Source organism: Flammeovirga sp. SJP92, assembly GCF_001583495.1.
Classification (GTDB): domain Bacteria; phylum Bacteroidota; class Bacteroidia; order Cytophagales; family Flammeovirgaceae; genus Flammeovirga.
In genome coordinates, this window is sequence record NZ_LQAQ01000035.1 from 135810 (window position 1) to 157924 (window position 22115).

At 34.5% G+C, this 22115-nt stretch carries 15 protein-coding genes; 5 read left to right on the forward strand and 10 right to left on the reverse strand.

The features are described from left to right. Nucleotides 1-22 precede the first annotated feature (22 nt). The 3 genes from AVL50_RS09075 to AVL50_RS09085 are packed head-to-tail and all read right to left on the reverse strand — an operon-like array spanning nucleotide 23 to nucleotide 6653. Nucleotides 23-3127 carry an efflux RND transporter permease subunit gene (locus tag AVL50_RS09075; protein WP_063850633.1) on the reverse strand — a complete coding sequence of 1035 codons (3105 nt, stop codon included), beginning with the start codon at nucleotides 3125-3127 and terminating at the stop codon, nucleotides 23-25. A 3-nt stretch (nucleotides 3128-3130) separates the two neighbouring features. Further along, on the reverse strand, nucleotides 3131-4240 hold the full coding sequence (locus AVL50_RS09080; protein WP_062616173.1) for an efflux RND transporter periplasmic adaptor subunit: 1110 nt from the start codon (nucleotides 4238-4240) through the stop codon (nucleotides 3131-3133). Nucleotides 4241-4247: 7 nt separating this feature from the next. Then, a complete protein-coding gene (locus AVL50_RS09085) occupies nucleotides 4248-6653 on the reverse strand; it encodes a TolC family protein (RefSeq protein WP_062616174.1) in 2406 nt (801 codons plus the stop codon). Between the two features lie 587 nt (nucleotides 6654-7240). Here AVL50_RS09085 and AVL50_RS09090 point away from each other — a divergent pair. Genes AVL50_RS09090 through AVL50_RS09100 form a run of 3 tightly spaced genes read left to right on the forward strand, consistent with a single transcriptional unit; the run spans nucleotide 7241 to nucleotide 10283 of the window. Further along, the gene (locus AVL50_RS09090; protein ID WP_062616175.1) at nucleotides 7241-8662 is read left to right on the forward strand and encodes an MBL fold metallo-hydrolase RNA specificity domain-containing protein; all 1422 of its coding nucleotides are present in this window, start codon (nucleotides 7241-7243) and stop codon (nucleotides 8660-8662) included. Continuing rightward, nucleotides 8663-9574 carry a Rossmann-like and DUF2520 domain-containing protein gene (locus AVL50_RS09095; RefSeq protein WP_062616176.1) on the forward strand — a complete coding sequence of 304 codons (912 nt, stop codon included), beginning with the start codon at nucleotides 8663-8665 and terminating at the stop codon, nucleotides 9572-9574. Nucleotides 9575-9626: 52 nt separating this feature from the next. Further along, nucleotides 9627-10283: a protein phosphatase 2C domain-containing protein gene (locus AVL50_RS09100; RefSeq protein ID WP_062616177.1), complete on the forward strand. Its 657-nt coding sequence runs from the start codon at nucleotides 9627-9629 to the stop codon at nucleotides 10281-10283. A 414-nt stretch (nucleotides 10284-10697) separates the two neighbouring features. On the opposite strand, the gene AVL50_RS09105 is transcribed toward AVL50_RS09100, so the two are convergent. From AVL50_RS09105 to AVL50_RS09115, 3 genes are all read right to left on the reverse strand, one after another. Then, nucleotides 10698-11336, reverse strand: a complete 639-nt coding sequence (locus tag AVL50_RS09105; RefSeq protein ID WP_062616178.1) for a DNA-3-methyladenine glycosylase — start codon at nucleotides 11334-11336, stop codon at nucleotides 10698-10700. A gap of 245 nt (nucleotides 11337-11581) precedes the next feature. Beyond that, a complete protein-coding gene (locus AVL50_RS09110; protein ID WP_062616179.1) occupies nucleotides 11582-13084 on the reverse strand; it encodes a sigma 54-interacting transcriptional regulator in 1503 nt (500 codons plus the stop codon). A gap of 11 nt (nucleotides 13085-13095) precedes the next feature. Further along, the gene (locus AVL50_RS09115) at nucleotides 13096-14196 is read right to left on the reverse strand and encodes a VWA domain-containing protein (protein WP_062616180.1); all 1101 of its coding nucleotides are present in this window, start codon (nucleotides 14194-14196) and stop codon (nucleotides 13096-13098) included. 334 nt (nucleotides 14197-14530) lie between these two features. Here AVL50_RS09115 and AVL50_RS09120 point away from each other — a divergent pair, with 334 nt between their 5' ends. Then, nucleotides 14531-15142 (forward strand): trans-aconitate 2-methyltransferase, encoded by a 612-nt coding sequence (locus tag AVL50_RS09120; protein ID WP_062616181.1) that lies wholly within the window; start codon nucleotides 14531-14533, stop codon nucleotides 15140-15142. A 25-nt stretch (nucleotides 15143-15167) separates the two neighbouring features. On the opposite strand, the gene AVL50_RS09125 is transcribed toward AVL50_RS09120, so the two are convergent. From AVL50_RS09125 to AVL50_RS32925, 3 genes are all read right to left on the reverse strand, one after another. Further along, nucleotides 15168-16319 (reverse strand): BamA/TamA family outer membrane protein, encoded by a 1152-nt coding sequence (locus tag AVL50_RS09125; RefSeq protein ID WP_062616182.1) that lies wholly within the window; start codon nucleotides 16317-16319, stop codon nucleotides 15168-15170. A gap of 398 nt (nucleotides 16320-16717) precedes the next feature. Beyond that, nucleotides 16718-17026 (reverse strand): hypothetical protein, encoded by a 309-nt coding sequence (locus tag AVL50_RS09130; protein WP_062616183.1) that lies wholly within the window; start codon nucleotides 17024-17026, stop codon nucleotides 16718-16720. A 111-nt stretch (nucleotides 17027-17137) separates the two neighbouring features. Next, a complete protein-coding gene (locus tag AVL50_RS32925) occupies nucleotides 17138-17302 on the reverse strand; it encodes a hypothetical protein (protein WP_157491223.1) in 165 nt (54 codons plus the stop codon). Nucleotides 17303-17526: 224 nt separating this feature from the next. On the opposite strand from AVL50_RS32925, the gene AVL50_RS09135 reads away from it, so the two are divergent. Beyond that, nucleotides 17527-18093, forward strand: coding sequence for a carbonic anhydrase (locus AVL50_RS09135; RefSeq protein ID WP_062616184.1), 567 nt, complete (start codon nucleotides 17527-17529; stop codon nucleotides 18091-18093). A 223-nt stretch (nucleotides 18094-18316) separates the two neighbouring features. Here the strand turns inward: AVL50_RS09135 and AVL50_RS09140 are convergent, their stop codons facing one another. Beyond that, nucleotides 18317-21625 carry a WG repeat-containing protein gene (locus AVL50_RS09140; protein ID WP_062616185.1) on the reverse strand — a complete coding sequence of 1103 codons (3309 nt, stop codon included), beginning with the start codon at nucleotides 21623-21625 and terminating at the stop codon, nucleotides 18317-18319. Nucleotides 21626-22115: the final 490 nt, after the last annotated feature.

Sequence of the window (22115 nt, forward strand, 5' to 3'; positions counted from 1 at the left end):
ATTAATATGATTTAAATGCAATTTATAAATTAGAACCGTCGTAATTTTTAAACTTCACTTTGTAAAACAAACTATAGAAAACGGGCACTAAAACTAAGGTAAGAACTGTTGCAAACAACAACCCAAACAACAAGCTTATTGCAAGGGGTTCAAACATTATACCTCCGCCTAACCATAAGGGAATTAAACCACAAACTGTCGTTGCCGTAGTCAGTAAAATCGGTCTAAAACGCTCAGTTGCTGCTGCCACAATAGCATCCGCCGGTGTCCTTTTATTTTCGGTCAGTTCTATCTCAATCCGATCAATTAATACAATACCATTATTAATCACAATACCTGCTAAAGATACCAATCCTAAGAACCCAAAAAAGCCCATATAGGAATCTGCGATGAAAAGCCCATAATAAACACCAATTGCACCCATTGGTATGGTAAATAAGATAATTAATGATTTTTTGATGGAATTAAACTGTCCAACTAATAGTAATACAATAATACAAAACGCCAAAGGCAAGAATGCCACAACAGAACCTATACCAGACTGCGTCTTTTCAATATCACCGCCAAAGTCATAAAAATAACCTGTCTCCCATTCCTTCTGATCTTCTTCCAGCCAAGGAGTTATTGTATTCATAACTTCACTTGAAGTGGTATTCTTATCCACATTTGCAGTAACAGTTATGGTTTTAAATAGATCATACCTTTTGATTTTTGTAAACTGCCAATCTGTAATAATATCCGCCACTTGTTTCAATGGAACATTATTCCCGTTCATCTGAGAGTAAATATTAATAGATTCCAGTTCTCTCAATGAATATTCTCCGTCATGATTGTCTTTCATCATGATTGGAATAGACTCATCAGCTTCTCTGTAGCGATCTAATTCAACACCTGAAATACTTGTGAGCATTGACATAGCAATATCTTGATTTGTCACACTTGCCAACTCCGCTCTATCAGGATCAATTTTGATAATAAACTTCTTGGTTTTCACTCCCCAATCATCATTTATATCTTTCGTGCCAGGAGATTCAGCAAGTTTTGCTTTCACTTTATTGACCAATTGATAAAGTACCATTGGGTCTCTTCCAGAAATACGAACTTCTATAGGGTTATCTGCTCCACCTGCACTTCCAAGTCGTTTGATTCTTGGCTGAAGGTCAGGAAAATTATTAAAACAATACCAGTCCAAACTATCAATTACCACTTGATTGAACTCATTGGAAGTGGTATTCACCAAAATATGAGCGGTGTAAGAGGACTTCTCAGGCGCTTGGTAGCCTAAGTCATATTTTGGAGCACCTTCCCCTACATAAGAAGTATAATCCAAAATTCCTTCTTCCTCATTTTGAGCTTGCTCTGCAGTCAGCAAGAACCTCTTTAAGTACTCATCTACTTTAGCTACTACATCTTTAGTAACCGATATATCTGAGGTCATTGGTAATTCTAAATTGACCGTTACTAAAGCTCTATCAGAATCAGGCATAAAAATAAACGGTACATGAGGGGCAATTTTTGTCATGGATAAAAAACAAAGCCCAATAATACCTAAAAACAATACTGGCCTCTTTAAATTCCAAATCAAGAAAGGTTTATAATAGCCCAATAATTTATCAAAGTTACTTTGGTTCGTTTCATTTGATGTGTCTTTTGGCTTTACCTTAATCAAATAAATAGCTAAAAGAGGAATCAACGTAATGGACATTACCCATGAACTAATCAACGCAATAGTTATTACTACGAAAATTGGTCCTACCACTTCGCCCATTGTTGACTTGGCTAAGAAGAAAGCTAAAAATGCCGCAGACGTTGTTAAGGTAGAAATCAATAATGGCACCATCAATTCCTTAGCTGAATCGATTGCAGCATTATAAACCTTAGCACCTCGTTCCATCTTCACCATTATGGATTCTGACATAACAATTGCATTATCTACCAACATCCCTAATGCCATAATAAGCGCTGCCAATGAAATCTGATTCAAGCCAACATCCAACAATCCCATTATTACAAATGTGATAACAATGGTTGAAGGAATTAATGCAGAAACAACTAGCCCAGTCCTTAAACCTAAAAATAAAAACATTACAACCAATACAGTTGCTACAGATTGTAACAAGTTACTTACAAAATCATCTACAGAAGACTCCACGTATAAATCAGCTGAAGCAGTTCTGGTAAACTCAATGCCCCAAGGATATTGTTGCTGATAATATTTTATCTTTTCATCGATCTCCTGTCCTAGTTGTACGATATTCCCCCCTTCTTTCAATTTCACACCTAAAGAAATGGCAGGTTGCCCAGAAACAGTAACGATGCTCTCTGTTGGATCTTTGTAACCTCTTCTGATTTTGGCGATATCTCCAAGATGGACAGATTGTCCATTTTGAAGTGGTATCACCACCTTTTCAATTTGACTAACTGTCTCGAAGCTACCTGTAGGTTCCAAAATGATTCTTTCAGTACCAAATTTCACATCTCCCCCTGGGAAAATAATATTAGTATTGGCAATGGCATTTTTGATCATATTGGTTGTCAATCCATATTTGGAGACCGCTGCATTATCAAACTCCACAAAGACATTTTCCACTTGTTCTCCTACAATTTCAATTCGAGCTGCATTGGGAAGTTTAATCAATCCATCTTTAACATCTTTGGCTATATCATAAAGCTCTTTGTAGGTATAACCGTCACCTGTAATAGAGTAAATCACACCAAAAACATCTACAATATCCTCATCTTTGATCTGAACACTGCAACCATCCGGTAAGTCAGGCTCTACCTCAGCCACCCTTCTCCTAATTTTATCATAAATAGGTTGCATTTTCGTATACATCTCTTTGATTTCCAAGGTGATGATAGATACATTATTTCTTGATTCTGATTTGATGGATTTCAATTCAGAAACCTGCTGCAATTGCTTCTCGATCTTATCTGTCACCAGCATTTCTACCCTTTCTGGAGAACCTCCAGGATAAGTTGTAATGATCGAAACAAATCTCACTGTAAATGGAGGCATACTATCTCTTGGCATCGTTTCATAGGTCTGAAAACCTAGAAAGCCTAAAAGCACCACCAACGTGAGGGTAAGAACGTTATATTTAATTGAAAACTCGGTAATATTCATGTGCTAGATCTTCTGTTGGTACTTTGTAAGGAATTTCACTTTCAAACCGTCACTTATTTTTGTGACGCCACTCGTCACCACCATTTCACCTTCTTTCAACCCTTTTTCCACCACAAAACCTTTCCCGCTCAATTCTCCAATTTCGATGGTTTTATAGTGCACAATTCCAGTTTTATCATCCAATCGTTCTACCGTGTATACAAAACGCTTTCCATCCACTGCCTCACCCACAGCATCTACAGGGACAATCATATAAGGCTCTGAAGACTTTTGCTGTACTTGGAAAGTCACGTTAGCTGACATGCCTGGTCTCACATTTTGAGATTTAGCATCCAATAAAACAGTGACTGGAAAAGTAGAAGAAACATCTGATACATAAGAAAGCTTTGTTACTTTGCCTTTGAATTTTTTTCCTGCTACAGAAGTAAAACTAACATCAACTTTATCCCCAACTTTTATCTTAGAAATGTACTTTTCTGGAATGCCTACTTTAATTTCAAGGTCATTTCCAGAAGCAAATTTTACCACAGGATTCCCTGCCATTATGTTCTCATTTCTTGAAGCAATTTTCTCCGCGATAATACCATTCATCGGAACATAAAGCTTATAATAACTCAATTCTCTTCTTTTCAAGTCTTCCGTTTGCTGACTGTTCTTATAAGCTGCTTTTGCAGAAGAGAAGGAGTTTTTAGCTTGTTCGTATTCTGATAGAGAAACGTTATTGGCTTCATATAATTTTTTTGTTCTATCCAGACTCGCCTTCATGGTTTCCAATTGTACTTTAGCACTTTGTGTTTGCGCCACCGTCTGCTGGAAAGCAATTTTAGCATCGGAATCATCAATTGTTGCAATCAACTGTCCTTTTTTTACGACATCGCCTTCTACCACATTGATACTCGTCAGCACTCCGCTTACTCTAAAACTGAGTTGAGACTCTGTTCCGGCTTTTGACACTCCAGCAAAAGTTTGAAAAGCTTCTCCACCAGAATAATACACTTCTGCGTAACGAACGGGTCTGATTACTTCTTCTTGTTGTTCTTCTTTTTTGGAACAGCTTCCTAATAGCTGCACAATGGAGAAGAAAATAAATAGTTTTGTTATGATATTTTTCATTTCGATATTATCTATCTATGTTTTTTAATAATTCATTGACCTCTTCATTGGCCTGTTTCCGTTCTTCATCCGTCTGCAATAAGCTGAAAGTACCCACTGCCCTTTGTATTTTCATGGAAGATTGCAGGAATTGATACACTGCATTGGCGGCATTCTGTTCTGATTCAAAAGCATTGTTTTGTGCATCAATCAATTCAATAATGGAAACTCTACCCTTTGAATAATTATCTCTTACAATTTCAAAGTTTTTTTGGGCGGCTTCCATTGCTTCTCTTGAGTTGGTGATATTTGTACTTGTACTGGCTAACTCATACAATGCACCCCTTACTTCTCTTTCAACATCAAGATTTACCTGTCGTTGTTGTGCCTCTAGCTGAAGCTTATCATATTTTGTTTTCTGATAATTTCTTGCTTTTTGAAACCCAGAAAATAAAGGAATAGAAGCAACTACAGAAATACTCCAATTTTGATCCAATGGACTCAAACCTGTTCCTCCTCCTGGTATTGTTATGGACTCAGTGCCACTTCCGCCTCTAGCTAAAAATCGGTTATAAGAACCTTGTAATGCTACTTCAGGAATAAATCTATTTCGACTATCTGAAGATTGCTGACGCTGTATTGCCAGCATTTGTGCTGCGTATTGTTGTACCACAGGACGTTGAATTACTGCTTTGTCCACTACATAATCTGATATTATTAACAGAGAGATGGGGTCGTTTACTAAATTAGCCATTCCTTCAGAAGCTAACCCTCCATAAATACCATCTGTCAGTTCAACATCTTTTACATAGATCGGTGAACTCATGTTTCTATTCAACAAATTATTCAACACCAGCATCTGCTGTCTTTCTTGGAGGTTGGCATCAATTACTTGCTGTTCTGATTGTACCAAGTTGGATTGCCAACGATAGACATCTGAATTACCAGAGTACCCAACATTTTCACGTAATTGAGCAATTTCAAGATTACGTTTTGTTGACTCTAAATATCTGTTGGTAATTTGAACTTGTGTTTTCGCATATAATAAATTAAAATAAGCAATAGAGGCCTGATAAACTACATCCAGCATAACTTGCTCATTTCCTGCTTCTCTGGATTGCTGCAAGTATTTCTGAACTCTGGCATTGACAAATACTTTTTCAGAATAAATGACCTGTTGCAGTTCTAGAGTTCCTATCAATTGTCTTTCTGCACGAGTACCAAAGGCTCGATCCGCTGTAGGCTGATCAATCCAAGTCCCTGCCATAGACGCATTAATACTTGGCATCAGAGAGGAATTGGCCACTTTTCGTAATTCATCACCGCTCAAAACTCCATATTGAGAAGCTTTATAATTCATATTTTCAGCAATTGCCTCATCCAATACATTTTCTAGGCTTAGCTGTTCACTTTCATCAGGCAAAGCATCCACCCACTCTGCATTGAAAATTACATTCCATTTGGGGAGATAAGAAAGTTGTCCAGCAACAGATGCATTCAGCACTATTTTCTCTTCATAATCCACCCTTACAGGCAAGTCTTTTGGATTAGTATTTTCATAAAAAATCGATTCAATATTCAATGCGATTCTTCTTGCAACTATATCATACTTGTCTTCCGTTTTCAAACCTACTAATGCTCCATTTTCTACGCCTTCTTCTCCCTCAGCAGTAAAAACATAGAGCCCCTTTTCAGCGAAAGCCTCAAATAATTGCCGTTTCTTCTCATTAGAAAGTTTAAACATGAAAGATGCATAAACAGCGTCATAAGTGGTGTCAACCTGTGCTATTAATGAGTCAATATCATCACCTACCCCAAACGATTTGTACTCCACGCCAATTTCTTCAACAATTCGGTCTAAAGGTTTTGCTGGAGAATAAACCTGATGAATATAATTGTCAAATAGGACTGCAATTTTATTGTACTTGATAGCATCATGAAAAGTAATAATATCCGTTTTCAATGATGAACTAGTCAAAATAAAATTGAGGTTGTTAATTCCTGTTGTTCCTTCTTCAGTCAACGGCACCCCTTGACCTTTAGGATCAATAATGCCCCACAATAGTGTAGGCTTTACTAAATTCTTTTGCTGCACTGCAATAGTCGACCCCAAAACACCCAAACATATGACGACATCGACCTCTTTGTCCGTTTGTAAAAGTTGAAAATGCCGTTTGGCTTTGGTGTTATCCCAATCGCTAGAAAGCTGATATTTATCGGGAAAAGTGACGTTGTAGGACGATCCCATGACTGCGGGCACCTCCTTCTCTAGGATATCAATAAACTTAGATTCTTTGTATACTTGAGCATCATACAAAATTCCTATTGTAAGGTTTTTGACTTGATCTTGACAAAATGCTCGTTGAGTATAAAAAGAAGAAATAGATAGTAGTAAGATTATTGATAAAGTTAAGTTCTTTGTAACTCTAAACATGTGATGTAGTATATCATTTACTTAGTTATAAGCTACAAAAATGTAAACTAAGAATGAAGTAAAAAATAGATAACACAGTTCATACTGTCAAAATTTCTTAGTTTATAATAATTTTTTGTTACATCGTTACATTCTTAACAAAAAAAAAGAACAGAATACTTTTACAATAAGCATTCTGCTCTCCAATAAGGTAAAGAATCGTAATTTCTAATATACTTAGCTAACAGTAATCACTAAGATAAAACGTAAATTATCTTAGTAGTTATTTTTATAACAAAGCAAATATATTCAGTAGAGTACAAACTTCTACTACCCAAAAGGGTAGTTTCTACCTTTTTTTATCAGAAATTAATCTGCATCATCAACAACCTTATTGAAAGCACATTTCTACTAAATTTTATAAATGTAATACACCTTCACTTTAACTGTTTGAAAAATAATGAACTACAATCCATAAAGGTTATACTACAAGGAAATAGTCTTTTTTATTTTACATAGATTGTAAAATAATTTTTGGATTTTACTTCTATAAGTGGGTGTTCATGTTAAATTTGTATGACTTTTAGATTATAAATAATAATAACTTAATGAGACTTACATTTTGGGGGGCAGCCAAAAAAGTAACAGGAAGTATGACGTTACTGACTTTGGATGATGGATATCAAATACTAATTGATTGCGGAATAGATATGGCAAATATGACCGAAACTGATCCGTTATACCCTACTTCAGCTTTACCTTTTGATGCTTCATTAGTCAATGTAGTTTTATTAACGCATGCCCATTTAGACCACTCCGGTAAACTTCCCAATTTGTATAAAGAAGGTTTTGAAGGACAAATCTTATGTACTTCAGCCACTGCTTCTTTAACACAGATATTACTGGATGATTCTGCTAGAATCAATCAACGAAAACTCAAGGCTTACAGCAAAAGAAAGTCGAAAGGTTTGAGCCTGGATCACTTCAATTTTATTCCAGAAAACCTTTATACTACTTCAGAGGTCAATGAAACCATGAAAGAAGTAGTACCTATTCAGTTCAAAAGAAAGTTCAATATCAAACCTGGACTATGGGTTACTTTCCTGCCTGCAGGACACCTTCTGGGTGCGGCACATATTCTTGTTGAGGTAGAAGAAAATGGAATTCAAAAGTCATTCCTTTTCTCTGGTGATATAGGGAGAAAAAATTATCCACTTTTACAAGACCCTATTGAACTGCCACAGGTAGATTATGTCATTTGTGAAACAACTTATGGTAATAGAGAACACACCAAGATTGACGATTCTACTAAAGAGTTGCAAGATGTTATCAAAAGAGCTTGTGTGGATATTCCTGGACGACTGATCATTCCTGCATTTAGTATTGGCAGAACTCAAGCGGTACTTTTTGAATTGCATAAACTTTTTGAGGCTGGAAAACTTCCAAGAATAAAAGTATTTGCAGATTCACCTTTGGCAATGCAGAGTAATAGAATCTATGAGGATTTTCTTTATTTGCTAAATCAAGAAGCAAAAGATTTCAAAGAGGATTACGACTCATTATTCAACTTTGAGAATATAGAGTATGCCCAAAAGCAAAATGACAGTAAGGCCATCTCCAATTACAATGAACCTTATATCATTATTTCTTCCTCTGGAATGCTGGAGGGTGGCCGTATTCAACACCACATTCAAGCTAATATGGAAAACCCGTATGCCACTGTGCTGATGGTCGGTTTTTCGGCTGATGGAACACTGGGTGCTCGACTTCGTGATAATGAAGGGTACTTGAGAATTGGAAATGAGGATTTAAAAGTCAATTGTAAAATTGAACAGACTGATTCATTCAGCGGACATGGGGATGTCAACGATCTTCAGCACTTTATTCAGCAACAGGATAAAAATAAAGTCACTCAAATCTTCTTAAACCATGGAGAAGAAGAATCTATGACAGCTTTTAAGGAGAGAATTGAAAACTTAGGATATGAAAATGTAGTGATCCCAGAAAAGGGACACGAATTTATAATATAGATGATGAGGGTATCTTTAATAGGATCAGGAAAAGTAGCTACACACTTGGGGACGGCTTTGGAAGATAAAGGTGTAGTTATTGAGGAAGTATACAGCAGAAATAAAAAACACGCTAAAAAACTAGCAAGGAAATTTTATGACGCCCACCCTACTGATCAATTGGATTTTTCAAACAGTATCTCCGAAATATTTATTATTGCAGTGGCCGATAATGCGATTCAGGAAGTCGCTGACAGTATAAAACTTCCAAATCACAAAGTCATATTAGTACATACATCTGGAGGTACACCTTTAGAGGTTTTATCTGGAAGCACCTTATATACAGGCGTTTTCTATCCATTGCAGACTTTTTCTTTTGAGAAAAAAATAAAGTTCAGCGAGGTTCCAATTTGTATTGATGCCACCTCAAAATCTGCGTTAGATCAGCTGGCCTTACTTGCAGAAACACTTACTCCTAAAGTTTTTCACCTTAACAGCGAGGAAAGAAAAAGACTTCATATTGCCGCTGTTTTTGCCTGCAACTTCACCAACTATCTTTTAGAAACTTCCTCTCAAATTATTGAAACTTCTGGTCTTTCATTTCAAGAATTAAAGCCTTTGGTACAAGAAACCATTGACAAGGCTTTCTCACTTCCTTCACCAATTGAAGGACAGACTGGACCAGCTATTCGTCATGATTACAAGACCATCAAAAGGCACTTGGACGCCTTGGAAAATGACTCTCAAGAATATAAATACCTCTATGAGCACCTGACGGATGTAATTCAAAAAAACGAGGGACAATATGTGAATGCCGAAGTAGTGAAAAAATTAAAGGAACTAGAGGAACAAAAAGGTCTACAAGAACATTTGAATGACATGGGGGAAGCATTATCTCAAGAAGACGAGGATTATTTGGATTTAGAAGAATAAAAAACTACAAGTAATAGGGTAATCACTGAAAAAAAACACTTTTAAAAGAAAAATGATTATCCAAACTTTTTCTAAAAGAGGGCATTTTCATGACTGTAACGAAGACGCCCTTTACCATTTCACTTTCAATGAGCGGTTTATTGTAAATGCTGTGATGGACGGATGTTCTTCTGCAATTGAAAGTCATTTTGCATCTATGCTCTTCAAAAAAATCCTGCACAAATCATGCAATCGATTAATGATACGGTGGAAGCAGTCAAAAAAAATCGAAGCTTCTGTCATAGGAAAAGAGTTATTGCACACTTTTTTCACTCAAGTACAGCTTACCCAAAAACTTCTGCAACTGAATTACGATGAGCTAGCAAGCACATTGATTCTAAATATAATAGACACTGAGCACAAAAGTAGTACAGTTTATTGTTCTGGAGATGGAGTATTTGCTGTCGATAATAAATGGCAGAAGGTAAACCAGAATAATGTACCTGATTTTCTCTGCTATCACCTTCAAGATCGATTTCAAAATTGGTTTGATCACCATGTTTTAAAAGTCCAGAATACTTTTGAGCAATCTGTAATTATTTCCACCGATGGTATTGATAGTTTTGATTTTGAAATAAATTACAGCACTATTAATTATGAGGAAATCAAAGTACTTTCCTCAAAGTGTAGACATCATGATGATATAAGCATGGTATTTTTTATTTTTTAAAACACTGAATTACAACCATGTAACATTCTATTAATTAGTTTCCTCCATTTTTAACATCGATAACAAAGTATATATCGTATTATTACATGTGTAACATTGTTACAGTGAAAGTGATAGAAAATTAGTAGTAATGAGTTGTAGGCAACTACAAACAAGAAGTAAATTAAGCTAGAAAGTAATACGAAAGGTTTGGTATCTTATATCAAACCTTTTTTGTTTTGCATCAATCAAGAAATGAACAACCCATTCAATAACAATTATTTAATTTTTATTTTGTTTAAATTGAAACATAAAAAGAAAAACAAGAGTATAAGTAATTAGAAGTTAGATGAATAGACTTATTAGATAAGTGAAAAAATTGAGAGAGTTAAGTTCATAAGACACCTTGATGATGTTATCGTTAAGGTGTTTTTTTTATTTCAATATGGGGTCTTCCAATCCTTCTATTGCCCCACCCGCTATGGCCCATAAATACAAACTAGCAATTGAGCCATAAGGAGCATATCGTTTTTTGTATTTCTGAAATCGCTCCTTTGATACTTCTTTATGTCGGTAAAGCATTCTCAAACCTCTTATAATGGCCAAATCTCCATAGGATAAAATGTCTTTTCTTTGCATTGAAAAAATCATCAGCATCTCTGCTGTCCATTCTCCAATTCCTTTTAAAGAAGATAAAGCTTGAATTACCTCATCGTCTGTTTGATTTTTCAAAGCTTCAATATCAAATTCGTTGGAACGTACTTTTAAAGTGAAATTTTTGATATAACTCACTTTTCGAAAAGAAATACCAATACCTTGCAAAGTTTCATCCGAAAGTGAATCAATGTTTTCAGCATTGACCATCCCTACCTTTTCTTGCAACCTTGCCCAAATTGTTTCTTGTGCTTTGGTTGATATCTGTTGTCCGATGATAATTTTTATGATGGAAGAAAATAAATCTGGATTGACACTTCTTTTTATCATACCGATTTGCTCAATAACTGCTTTCAGTTTTTTGTCTTTTTTTTTCAAAAATTCAAGTTCTGTTTCTCCGTACTGAAAATAATCTGACATCTTATAATTGCTTAGACTGATTGGATCTTTTTTGTTTTGCAATTTATAATTTACCGCATAAAAAAACAGTGATAGGTCATAAACCTATCACTGTTTCACAACTAAATTGATATGATTATCATAATTGTTATATCTAACAACTACTATTTTTTTATACTCATTTATTATAACGGTATGTTATGTCTCACGATTTGCCTTAAAAGGTCTTAAATTATACCAATCTGTCCAAATTTACTTTTTTTGAACTATAAGTCTTCATCATCTGAAAAATTCATCATACCTGTCAACAAATCAGAGAAACTCATACTTGAAGTAAGATTATGTTTACTCAGCTGACTGAACTCAGCCAATCCGTGCAATACAAATTCCATTCGATAGTAAATTTCATCTGGTGATTCATTAGGGTATTTCTTCTCAACAATTTTTCGAAGATTAGGTACAGAATCCAGTACTTTTCTAAACTTCTCATTGCTTGCTGCATGAATCAAATCTACTTTATAACCTTCACCAAACCACTCTACAACAGGCTGATATATATTATCTCCTTGCTTTTTAGCTTGCTCTGGAGAAGGGAAGTAATTCGTAAATTGTTTTCTAATGGCCTTACTGATCAAACTTTGTGCTACTTCACCAGCCCCTTCTTGCTCCCCTTCATACACCAACTCAATTTTACCCGTGATAGCCGGAATTGTGCCTACTAGGTCTGCTACTCTCATAAAGGTGGAAGATTCATTATTGATCAAAAGTCTGCGTTCGGCAGCAGAATATAGGTTTTCAAGAGCGGAGATGGTCAATCTTGCCGATACACCACTTTTCTCATCCACAAACTCATTTGATCTCGCTTCAAAAGCCACTTGCTCAATTAAGTTTCTAGTAATATCATTGATTGTGATTGTTTCTTTTTGCGAAGGTTTAATAGCCGCCTCCTGTTCAGTAATTTTCTTCGCAATTTGTAAATCCTTCGGATAATGAGTAATGATCTGTGTCTCAATTCTATCCTTCAGAGGAGTTACAATACTACCTCTATTTGTATAATCTTCAGGGTTGGCTGTGAAAACAAACTGAATATCCAAAGGCAATCTCAGTTTAAAGCCTCTGATTTGAATATCGCCTTCTTGTAAGATATTAAAAAGAGAGACCTGAATTCTTGGTTGCAAATCGGGCAATTCATTAATAACAAATAAACCTCTATGCGACCTTGGAATCAATCCATAGTGAATCACTCTTTCGTCTGAGTAACTCAATTTATTTGCAGCTGCTTTAATAGGATCAATGTCACCAATCAAATCTGCCACACTCACATCTGGTGTTGCTAATTTCTCAGTATATCGATCTTCTCTCACCCACCAATCAATAGCGGTATCATCACCGTATTCTTTGATAAGTTCTTTTGCTTTATAAGACAACGGTGCCAAGGGATCATCATTCAGTTCTGTATCTTTTACCACCGGAATCACATCATCCAATAAGTTAATCAAAAGCCTTGCAATCCTTGTTTTAGCCTGCCCTCTTAACCCTAGTAGGTTGATATTGTGCATAGACAAAATACCTCTCTCCAGTTCTGGAATAACCGTTTCCTCATATCCCCAGATTTCTGGAAATGGGTTTTCGTTCTTCTTTAATTTCTCTATTAAATTATCTCTAAGTTCTTGTTTGATAGATTTAGACTGATAGCCAGACGCTTTTAGTTCACCAAGAGTACGTATTTGCTGTTTCTCTTCAGTAGTGAGTTGAGTGTAATTTTTCATATATTTTTCGTTTATCTTTTTTTCTTATTTCTATTGTAATCGCTGAAAATCATATCACCAAGTCCTTTTAAGCCACTGTAATAAGCATTTCCATTGTTGGCTTGAGTGAATTCTTGTACAAACTGCTGCAAGTAGGGATCTGAGGCGATCATGAAAGTGGTAATTGGAATTTTGAGCCTTCTTGCCTGAGAAGCAAGATTGAGTGTTTTATTGACAATCTTACGATCCAAACCGAAGCTGTTTTTATAATACTTCGCTCCCTCTTTAATACAAGAAGGCTTTCCGTCTGTAATCATAAAAATCTGCTTATTAGTTGTTTTTTTTCTCCTCAAAAGATCCATGGCTAACTCCAGGCCAGCAACAGTATTGGTATGAAAGGGACCTACTTGCAAATAAGGCAGATCCTTGATATTGATCTGCCAGGCATCATTTCCAAACACAATAATATCTAGTGTATCTTTCTTGTATTTCCTCTTGATCATCTCTGCTAGGGCCATTGCTACCTTTTTGGCTGGCGTGATTCTGTCTTCTCCATACAATATCATGGAGTGTGAAATATCAATCATCAATACTGTGGAAGTTTGGGTTCTAAACTCCTTTTCAACCACTTCAAGGTCATCTTCATTGATTGTAAAATTATCAATACCGTGATTGACTTGAGCATTTCTGATGGAGTCTGTCATTGAAATTTGGCTCAATGCATCACCAAACTCAAATGCCCTTTTATCGGGTGTAAACTCATCTCCTTTATTACCAGAATAGGGCGTTTTATGATCACCTGCACCACCTTTTTTAAGCTTACCAAAAATTTCATCCAATGCCTGTTGACGGATGCTTTGCTCACTTTTAGGTGTGATTGTCACATCTCCATTGGTTAATGGGTCTTCTTTGATATAACCATTTTTCTTCAGGTCATCATAGAAGTCTCCCATTCCATATCCATCATTGGTCAGATTGTATTGTTTATCAAGATCATTCATCCAAGAAAGCGTTTCTGAGACGTTACCTGATGTAATATTGATCAGTTCTAAGAATATCTTAAGCAGATCTTGAAATGTATTATTTTGATTATTTTCTGGTGGGATATATTGTGTAAATCTATAACCACTCATAGCATTTCTTTTGTTTAAAGTTTAAGATGGGTCAGCATCAAATAGTCTATTTTCAATATTAATGTAATAACTAATCAAAGCTAAAACAAGTTAACAAAAAAGGAACAGTTAATTGATTTGTTTTGTTTTCAATGAATTCAATTAATACTTCTTTTTCATTTTTTATAAACTCCCATACACCAATGATGATCAGATAATTCTTAGGAAGTTCAACACCTTCTTTTTATATTGAGAGTTGTTATGTACTACAAATGAGCAACTTGATTTGTTTATTCAGCGACTATTTTGAGTTCAAAACCAGAACAGACTTATTCTTTTTAAACTACTAAATATTATGAAAACAGAAAAAAGCTACCACGACTATGTGATTAAGGAAGGACAATTTATTGGTGATTTTGAAACCATGTACCGCGAATGCAAAGATCCTTGGACTCAATCTACCCAACCGAATAATTACTCCAGACTATCAGGTATCTTGCACATGAGGAATTTCAATATTAATTCATTAGTAGAGTGCGGTTGTGGTTTAGGGTATTATGCAGAATGGGTTTACAGAGAAACCGGTGTTATTCCAAAAAGTATTGACATCTCTGAAACAGCAATTGAAAGAGCTAATGCATTATTCCCACACCTTGATTTTGAGGTAGGTGATATTACAAAGAGTTTGAAGGATTATAAGTCATATGACTGCATACTACTCAGTGAAATCATATGGTATATTCTACCTGAATTGAAGCAACTTTTTGAAACGATGAAGGAGCATTTTTCTGGAAAATACCTGATGGTAAATCAAGTATTTTACAAAGGCACTCAAAAATATGGCAATGATTACTTTACCTCCATGGATGAAATGATTGAATATTTCCCGTTTGAATGTGTGGCTAAAGTAGAAGGTACACAGAAAACGGATACCACAATTGAAACCTCCGTTTTATTTAAGATATAAAAAAGAAGCAATAGACTAGCAAGGTTTAGAAAGCTTCTCGGCTTGTTAACCATAGACCTTGCTGGTCATAATTACCAATACCATAATCCATTCTGAAATTCAGTTTCATATTTTCGACCAATTGGAATCTAAAACCAACACCCAAAGTGTATTTTATATTTTCAAAGGCATTGGTCCCGTTTGAACCGTAGACATTTCCTACACTGGCAAATGTTGTAATACCCACTCTCCACCAAAGATGTCTTCTGTATTCCACTTGAGCTAAATAATAGTTTTTATCAATGAAACGATTGGGTTGTGCAATGCTTCTCATCTTTTTTGAGCCACCCAATGCATTGAGATAATAGAAAGGTACATGACCGCTTTTCATATGAAAGGCCCCAAAGAATCCCAATATGTTTTTATCATTTTTCAGCTTAATAAAATGACTGTATTCCGTGTAAAAATGCCAGAAGACATAATCATTTCCTAAAAGTTTTGGATAAGCCGTAAGCGATGTTACTAGTAATCCTCCTTTTGTGGGATAAACAATATCATCTCTTGAATCATATTTTAAAATCGGCCCTAATCCAAAATTAAAGCCACCCTCAATCCCTTCTGAGGTCTCGTATAAATGAGGCACACTCTCCACTTCTTCAATCGTATTATTCTGAATATCATAATGTAAACCAAAGAATAATGTCTCCGTCAGCTCATAGCTCACCTCTCCAAATGTTGAAAAACGTCTATTAAAATACGACGTTGTATCAGTAGGAATTTCCTCATTAATACCATAATAAGTATTAGGTACATATTGATAAACTCCAGTGAAATACATATTGAATTTCCCCTTGCCAAACATAATTAAGCTGGCATCTAAGTTGAATAACCCTTTTGTTGAAACTGACAAAGAAGGTATCAGAGTGGTTGGTCGGTTATACTTGGAAATAGGCTTATCTTCTGACTCTTTTTCATTAAATGTCACCACTGGCATCACCCCCAAAGAAATGCCCTCCTGCTCGCTAAATCCACCAATAGGATAGAATACAGAAGTGAAGCTTTTATTTCTATGTGTCAATAAATCCAGCACCTTATCTACTAGGTTTGGATCTTGTAAAGTTTCTTTTGTTTGATTATACTCTTGGCCATAAGCAAAAGTACTAAGCATTAGAAGAGAAGCAATTATGAATGGTTTCATTTAGTAATCGATGGGTCTTGATTGTAAAAATTGACAGTGATTGTATAGGGTTGACTTAATTTATATTCAATTTACATGTTTTTTATGGATTATTTCTACGTATGTAATAATTCATCTTAATAAACCCTAATTCTTAAAAAAAAGTTTTCTATTCGGTCACATTAATTTCACTTCATTCATGTTCTCTTAATTTAAGAGAAAAATCACACCAAATAACCACATGCTATCCTTTGTTATTACCTTGTGTAAATTCTCATCAACTATCAAAATGGTATTTCAGTAAGCTTTTGATGTTCTACTTTCAATCATAAATACTGTTTTAACTGACGGTAACATGAATTGAAAGGACAAAAAAAAACCACTACTTCAGAAGCAGTGGTTGCATATATGGAATCAAATTATCTAAACATCTTTTGAAAGTATTCTTTGTAAATAAAGATGTCGTTTGGCTGATCTAATCTTTTTGAAAAATCATATATCACATCCAACATCTCTATAGCACGAGCTTTAATATTTTTCTCATTCAACAAAGAACTTGCATCCGTTTGTTTATTCAATAATATTTCATTTATCATAGACAACAGCTTCTTTTCTTCAGTTACGTAAGAAAAAATTGCATGGTCTTCAACTCTTTTTTCATTTAAGTAATCTAAAACTGATTCTAATAAATCAGGATGAACATCTAAGTGGTATCTATCTGTAATCATAATCAAAAGTATTAAGACGAGTTATTGTTTAGATATATATACGCCCACCCTTGAGTTATTTTTTTACTTAAATGTTCAAAAGTTTACCCTAAAAGCTCAAAATATCCTTATTTACCACACACGGTCAAAATAAAGAAGCTGATGATTGTTATTTTGTATCTCAAAATCACTTTTGGCTTTATCAAAGAAAGGAGAGTCTAATTCTACAAATAAAATGGCGATGACAACGATTAGCAGGCAGATCAGTTGCTTTTTTAAGGCGTTAAGTTTGTTCATAATTTTGATTGATATTATACTCCCAATCTAGAAGTAATAATCTTGAAAGCCAAATGTCGATTTGATAATAATTCTATCTTTTCTCAGAAAATGGCGAACCAAACCTATAAGATAACCGCTTAATTTTATGACAAAGGTTTCTTAGTTGGCCAATCTTTGATAAAGATGCTTAATAATATTATATTAGTCCGTTATTAATATACACAACCGTTAAAAACTTTATTATGACACAACAAGAGATCATCAATAGTCTTATTGCTGGGAACGAGAAATTTGTTGCTGAAAAAGCTGAAGGGAAATTAAGAAATAAAGCAAGAGTAGAGGAACTAACTACAGGCCAAAATCCAGACACTATCGTTTTGAGTTGTGCTGACAGTAGAGTTGTACCTGAATTAGCCTTTGATAAAGGTTTAGGTGAATTGTTTGTGGTTCGTGTGGCTGGAAATATTGCCAATACAGACAGTATTGCATCTATTGAATACGCTGTAGCTCACTTAGGATCTCAGGTGATTGTAGTATTAGGACATGAAAGCTGTGGTGCTGTAACTGCTGCGGTAAACGGTGGAGACAATGGCTATAACCTAAACCACTTGTTATGTCAAATTACTCCTGCGGTAGAAGCTTCTGAAGAAGGCGCTGATGTTAATACTGTAGTACAAAAAAATGCTGAGTTAAACGCAGAGCAATTGGTTGAAAGATCAAAAATTATTGCTGATGCTGTTAACAGCGGAAAAGTGAAAATCGTACCTGCTTACTATCACTTAAAAGATGGTAAAGTAGAATTCTTATAAGAAGATATTTTTGATTGAAGTGTAAATTTACAGCACTTCAAATAAAAGGTGAGCAACTTATACCATTAGAATAGATATAGTGCTCACCTTTTTTTAGAGTATGTTTGGAATATATATTTTAGTATTGAAAATTTCCCTTCCACCAATCACCTCAAGTTTAAAGAGATTTAGGAATTTATGATGTTCCGTTCCCTTTTTACTTAAAATACGAAGTCAGAAGGATTTAAATACCATCATAATACCCATCACTGTCTGTGATCAATCCTTCATTGAGATCAACTACAGCATATAGCTCTTTTCTTTTGTTATTGATATAAACAGGGTATTTAATTTTAAACTTTGAAGTAGATCTCACTTTGACTTCATGAGGATAATTGGTGATCAAATCGCCTTTATTATCAAGAATACAACGGTCTCCACTTCCTTTACTTCCTATAAAGAAAGAAGTCTCAAAAATATAATTATCATTTTCAATGATGTAGTCAATCGGTTTGACCTTTTCATCTGGAAAAATAAGTTCGAATTTATAAAAATACCCATCGTCGTCATCGTTATCATAACTCACTAAAATGGCACCATTGTTAAGTTTACCCAACGCTTTTTCGTATTTCTTGCGAGTAATTTTATCTCCATCCAAGTTCAATAAATTAAAATTATTTCTAGAACCTTTATCCGCAAACTTAAACATGTTTGATGTTCTCAAAGAAGATAAATACTTGTCTTCTTTTTGCTTGATTTTATAGAGTTTTTGTTTTTCTAAATCAAAAATCTGAGTGAATTCATCGAACTCACTTAAAAGGTATCGGTGCATTTGAATACGGATTCTACTACTTGTTTCCTGCATTTTAAAATCTTCATCCACTGGATACACTTTTTTATCTGTCAGACTTTGAACAACCCATTTATCATTTTCCTTTTTGAATACGTATTCCATCATTACATCAGCATTATTAATGATAGAATGTACGTTATCTGTGATCAAAGAAAAGTCTTCTGCACTTTCTACCCATTTTTTACCCTTTGTGTCTTCATAATAAATAAATGGACCTTCTACTCTAATCTCTTTAAACTTCACCTCCTTTACAATATTACCTTGAGGATCTAATAATCCAAAAAGGTTATTTTTTGATATTCTAAACAGCTCATTGTTTTTATAATAATAACTAATATTGTGAAGTGGGAGTTCTAATAGCTTTTTATTTTTGAGATCAAATACCTTTCTGATAGGATTAATATAAGCAGTATAATTATAATCTGATTGAGACAATCTTCTTACTATTCCATCAGGATCTTTAAGGTTTTCCGCTACTTCATTATCCAAATCAATGTCTGAGCTATAGAGTTCTTTAACAGGAAGGTTATTGAGCACTTGGAAATGTTTAATTTTCTCAGGACTTTGAGGATACTCCAGTATAAAATGATCAGCATTTACACGGTATTGTTCAAATCCCTTGGCGGTATAAAGTGTTTTTCCTGTTTTTAAATCAACAAAATCAATTTGCTCAATGTCTGAATAGCTTTTGGGTTTCAATCGTTTACCAATCACAACCACGTCATGTTCATAACCTAACACTTTTACATTCGTTGCTTTATAAATTGACTTCTCGTTTCGGTCAAAAATATTAAGCGTATTCAGTTTCTTTTTGGGATCTTGTTTGAATTCATAAAAATAATCTGTGCCAAATCTTGCAATGGATTCATACTTCGCTTTCAACACTTCCTTTCCATCTTGATCGATATACCAGAATTTATAATTGTTCCCCACTTTTGCTAAGCCATCTTTGAAAGGAAAAGCATATTCATATTGAGGTACGATGACCATATTTTCCTCAGCATCCGTAAAGCCCATTTTTATACCTCCATCTGTTTTAGAGGCAATCAATTTTCTATCTTCAAATAAAAAGCCTGCATACTCAAAAGAGAAATCTAGTTTTTCATAATCTGAAAAGTCTTTCGATAAACTTGCTGAAGTTCCATTTTTACGTAACTCATATTTATTATCAGATACAGACCACGTAATATATTCGAAGCTTTCCGGTAACATTTTTTGTCCATCTTTCATGGAATATATATTATAAGAATTACCTTTTTTACAGATAAGATAACCTTTTGAAGCTTCACGGTAATCCAAAAACTCAACTTCTAATGTTTTCTTCCTTTTGTACATTAAACCTACCAAGGTGTCTTTCTCTAAAAAGATATAATCATTACCATACTCTTCCTCTTGGACATAAGTTCTGGTGTACTTCTCCTCATCCATCTGATTTCCCTTTACATCATATAGGACTTCATATCCCCCTTCAGCAATTGAAAAAGTATTGGCATTGAGTTGTTTTTTCAAAAAAGGCATTCTCCTTTTAGGCCTCTTAGTAAGTGTACTGAAATTGTAAACCGATTTATCACTCACTCTATACTTCATAAAATCTTTGGAAGCCAAGGTGTCATATACATCCACAAATTCACCAAGAGCATTGACATAAAAATCTGCTTCTCTTTCACTCGCCTTAAAAACAGTATTGTTTCTTGGTCCAAAATACCCCACAAGACGTCCTTTCTGATCAAGAAAATATTTATTCCTGATTACTATTAGACCATTTTCCTTGAATTCAGCATAGTTATCATCATCGCCCTTATTGGTTAAAAAGCCATACTCAATGTACTTCAAAGGCTTATTATCGGTATCTGCAATCAGCAATATTGGATTACCATTATTTGTAACATTAAGAACCAAAAAGTTGGTATGATGTGCCAAATCATCTTCACTGTTGTCTCCTAATTTTTTTCCACTGGCATCAATCAAGAATCGTCCTCTTTCTCCTGTCTTCTTCACTATGGCCATTCCTTTATGAAAAGGACTAGCAGTTTCAAAGTATTGATCCATCAATTGCTTTCCGTACAAGTCAATATACGTCCAGCCTTTTTGAGTTTTAACAGCCACCCTACTCTCAGATGGAATAGATATTTCGTCATAGATTAGGTCTGTAATCAGTTTACCATTTTTATCTGCAAGAGCGTATTTATCACCCACTCTAACTACCCTACGGTTTTCCAATTCCAAACTCACAAAATCAAAATGTTTTTCATCCCATACTTTCAATTGTTCTGAAACTGATAACTCAAAATCTTCCTTTGTTAGAGTTGGGAGTTTTTTTAAACCGTAATTTTTCTTGATTACATCCACAAACATTTTATTGGATTCCTGCCTGCTTCTAAATAGGCTTCCAATATTCAAATTATCAGAGATAACTTTTGTTATTATCCTGTAGTAATTCCTTGTTGCCTCATTCGCCTTTTTAGTATACTTATGAACAGAAGGAACATCAAATGGATACGCGGCCTTAGGAGTAGGTCGCTTTTTTTCTTTTTTCTTTAACTGTAAAAGCTCCTCATTAGAATAGATTTCAACTACTGGAGGAAGAATTTTTTCCTCAATGATAACCACTGTCTCTTCCTCTTCTTCCTTTTTATTTGTATCACATGAAATGAATATGTACAAAAGAGGAATACAAAAAAATAATAGTTTTAGTCTCATGGTTGCATGATTAATTTAATAATTGGTTCATTAAAAGTTACATCACTTATCTACTAAAAAAGATATGATTTAAGTCGTTTGCTTGAAAATAGTTTAAAGTACAGTAACCTTGTAAAATTAATCAGTGTGATGGTAGATTCAAAATTATATTCTGCATTACAATGTGTTGTATTTGATGTTAGTATTAGATTTTTGAAAGTCTTGCTTTATTCACCTGTAGAAATACTAATACTCAATAAAATGGTAACAGTGAAATCTTCTAAAATGAATAGATAATTAAAGCTTTACAATTTCTTATCGTAATTATCACTACTGTTCATGTAGTGCATTGGAATACAACAGTCATTCAAACCATCAAGTAATTATAAAAATGGAATAAAATAAATATTCACCTCCTCATTACTCAAAATCAAGGCATAAAAAAAGCGTTATTCAACTCAATCCATCACCTCATCTCCGAATCATTTTAGTTATTGACGTAGAGATACAC

What these genes read in the sequence shown, in the direction of transcription:
- AVL50_RS09080 (WP_062616173.1), bottom strand. Translation starts at nt 4,240, where the DNA reads ATGAAAAATATCATAACAAAACTATTTATTTTCTTCTCCATTGTGCAG.
- AVL50_RS09105 (WP_062616178.1), bottom strand. Translation starts at nt 11,336, where the DNA reads ATGTCAGATTATTTTCAGTACGGAGAAACAGAACTTGAATTTTTGAAA.
- AVL50_RS32925 (WP_157491223.1), bottom strand. Translation starts at nt 17,302, where the DNA reads ATGAACAAACTTAACGCCTTAAAAAAGCAACTGATCTGCCTGCTAATC.
- AVL50_RS09095 (WP_062616176.1), top strand. Translation starts at nt 8,663, where the DNA reads ATGATGAGGGTATCTTTAATAGGATCAGGAAAAGTAGCTACACACTTG.
- AVL50_RS09120 (WP_062616181.1), top strand. Translation starts at nt 14,531, where the DNA reads ATGAAAACAGAAAAAAGCTACCACGACTATGTGATTAAGGAAGGACAA.
- AVL50_RS09085 (WP_062616174.1), bottom strand. Translation starts at nt 6,653, where the DNA reads ATGTTTAGAGTTACAAAGAACTTAACTTTATCAATAATCTTACTACTA.
- AVL50_RS09130 (WP_062616183.1), bottom strand. Translation starts at nt 17,026, where the DNA reads ATGATTACAGATAGATACCACTTAGATGTTCATCCTGATTTATTAGAA.
- AVL50_RS09075 (WP_063850633.1), bottom strand. Translation starts at nt 3,127, where the DNA reads ATGAATATTACCGAGTTTTCAATTAAATATAACGTTCTTACCCTCACG.
- AVL50_RS09115 (WP_062616180.1), bottom strand. Translation starts at nt 14,196, where the DNA reads ATGAGTGGTTATAGATTTACACAATATATCCCACCAGAAAATAATCAA.
- AVL50_RS09140 (WP_062616185.1), bottom strand. Translation starts at nt 21,625, where the DNA reads ATGAGACTAAAACTATTATTTTTTTGTATTCCTCTTTTGTACATATTC.
- AVL50_RS09090 (WP_062616175.1), top strand. Translation starts at nt 7,241, where the DNA reads ATGAGACTTACATTTTGGGGGGCAGCCAAAAAAGTAACAGGAAGTATG.
- AVL50_RS09100 (WP_062616177.1), top strand. Translation starts at nt 9,627, where the DNA reads ATGATTATCCAAACTTTTTCTAAAAGAGGGCATTTTCATGACTGTAAC.
- AVL50_RS09110 (WP_062616179.1), bottom strand. Translation starts at nt 13,084, where the DNA reads ATGAAAAATTACACTCAACTCACTACTGAAGAGAAACAGCAAATACGT.
- AVL50_RS09125 (WP_062616182.1), bottom strand. Translation starts at nt 16,319, where the DNA reads ATGAAACCATTCATAATTGCTTCTCTTCTAATGCTTAGTACTTTTGCT.
- AVL50_RS09135 (WP_062616184.1), top strand. Translation starts at nt 17,527, where the DNA reads ATGACACAACAAGAGATCATCAATAGTCTTATTGCTGGGAACGAGAAA.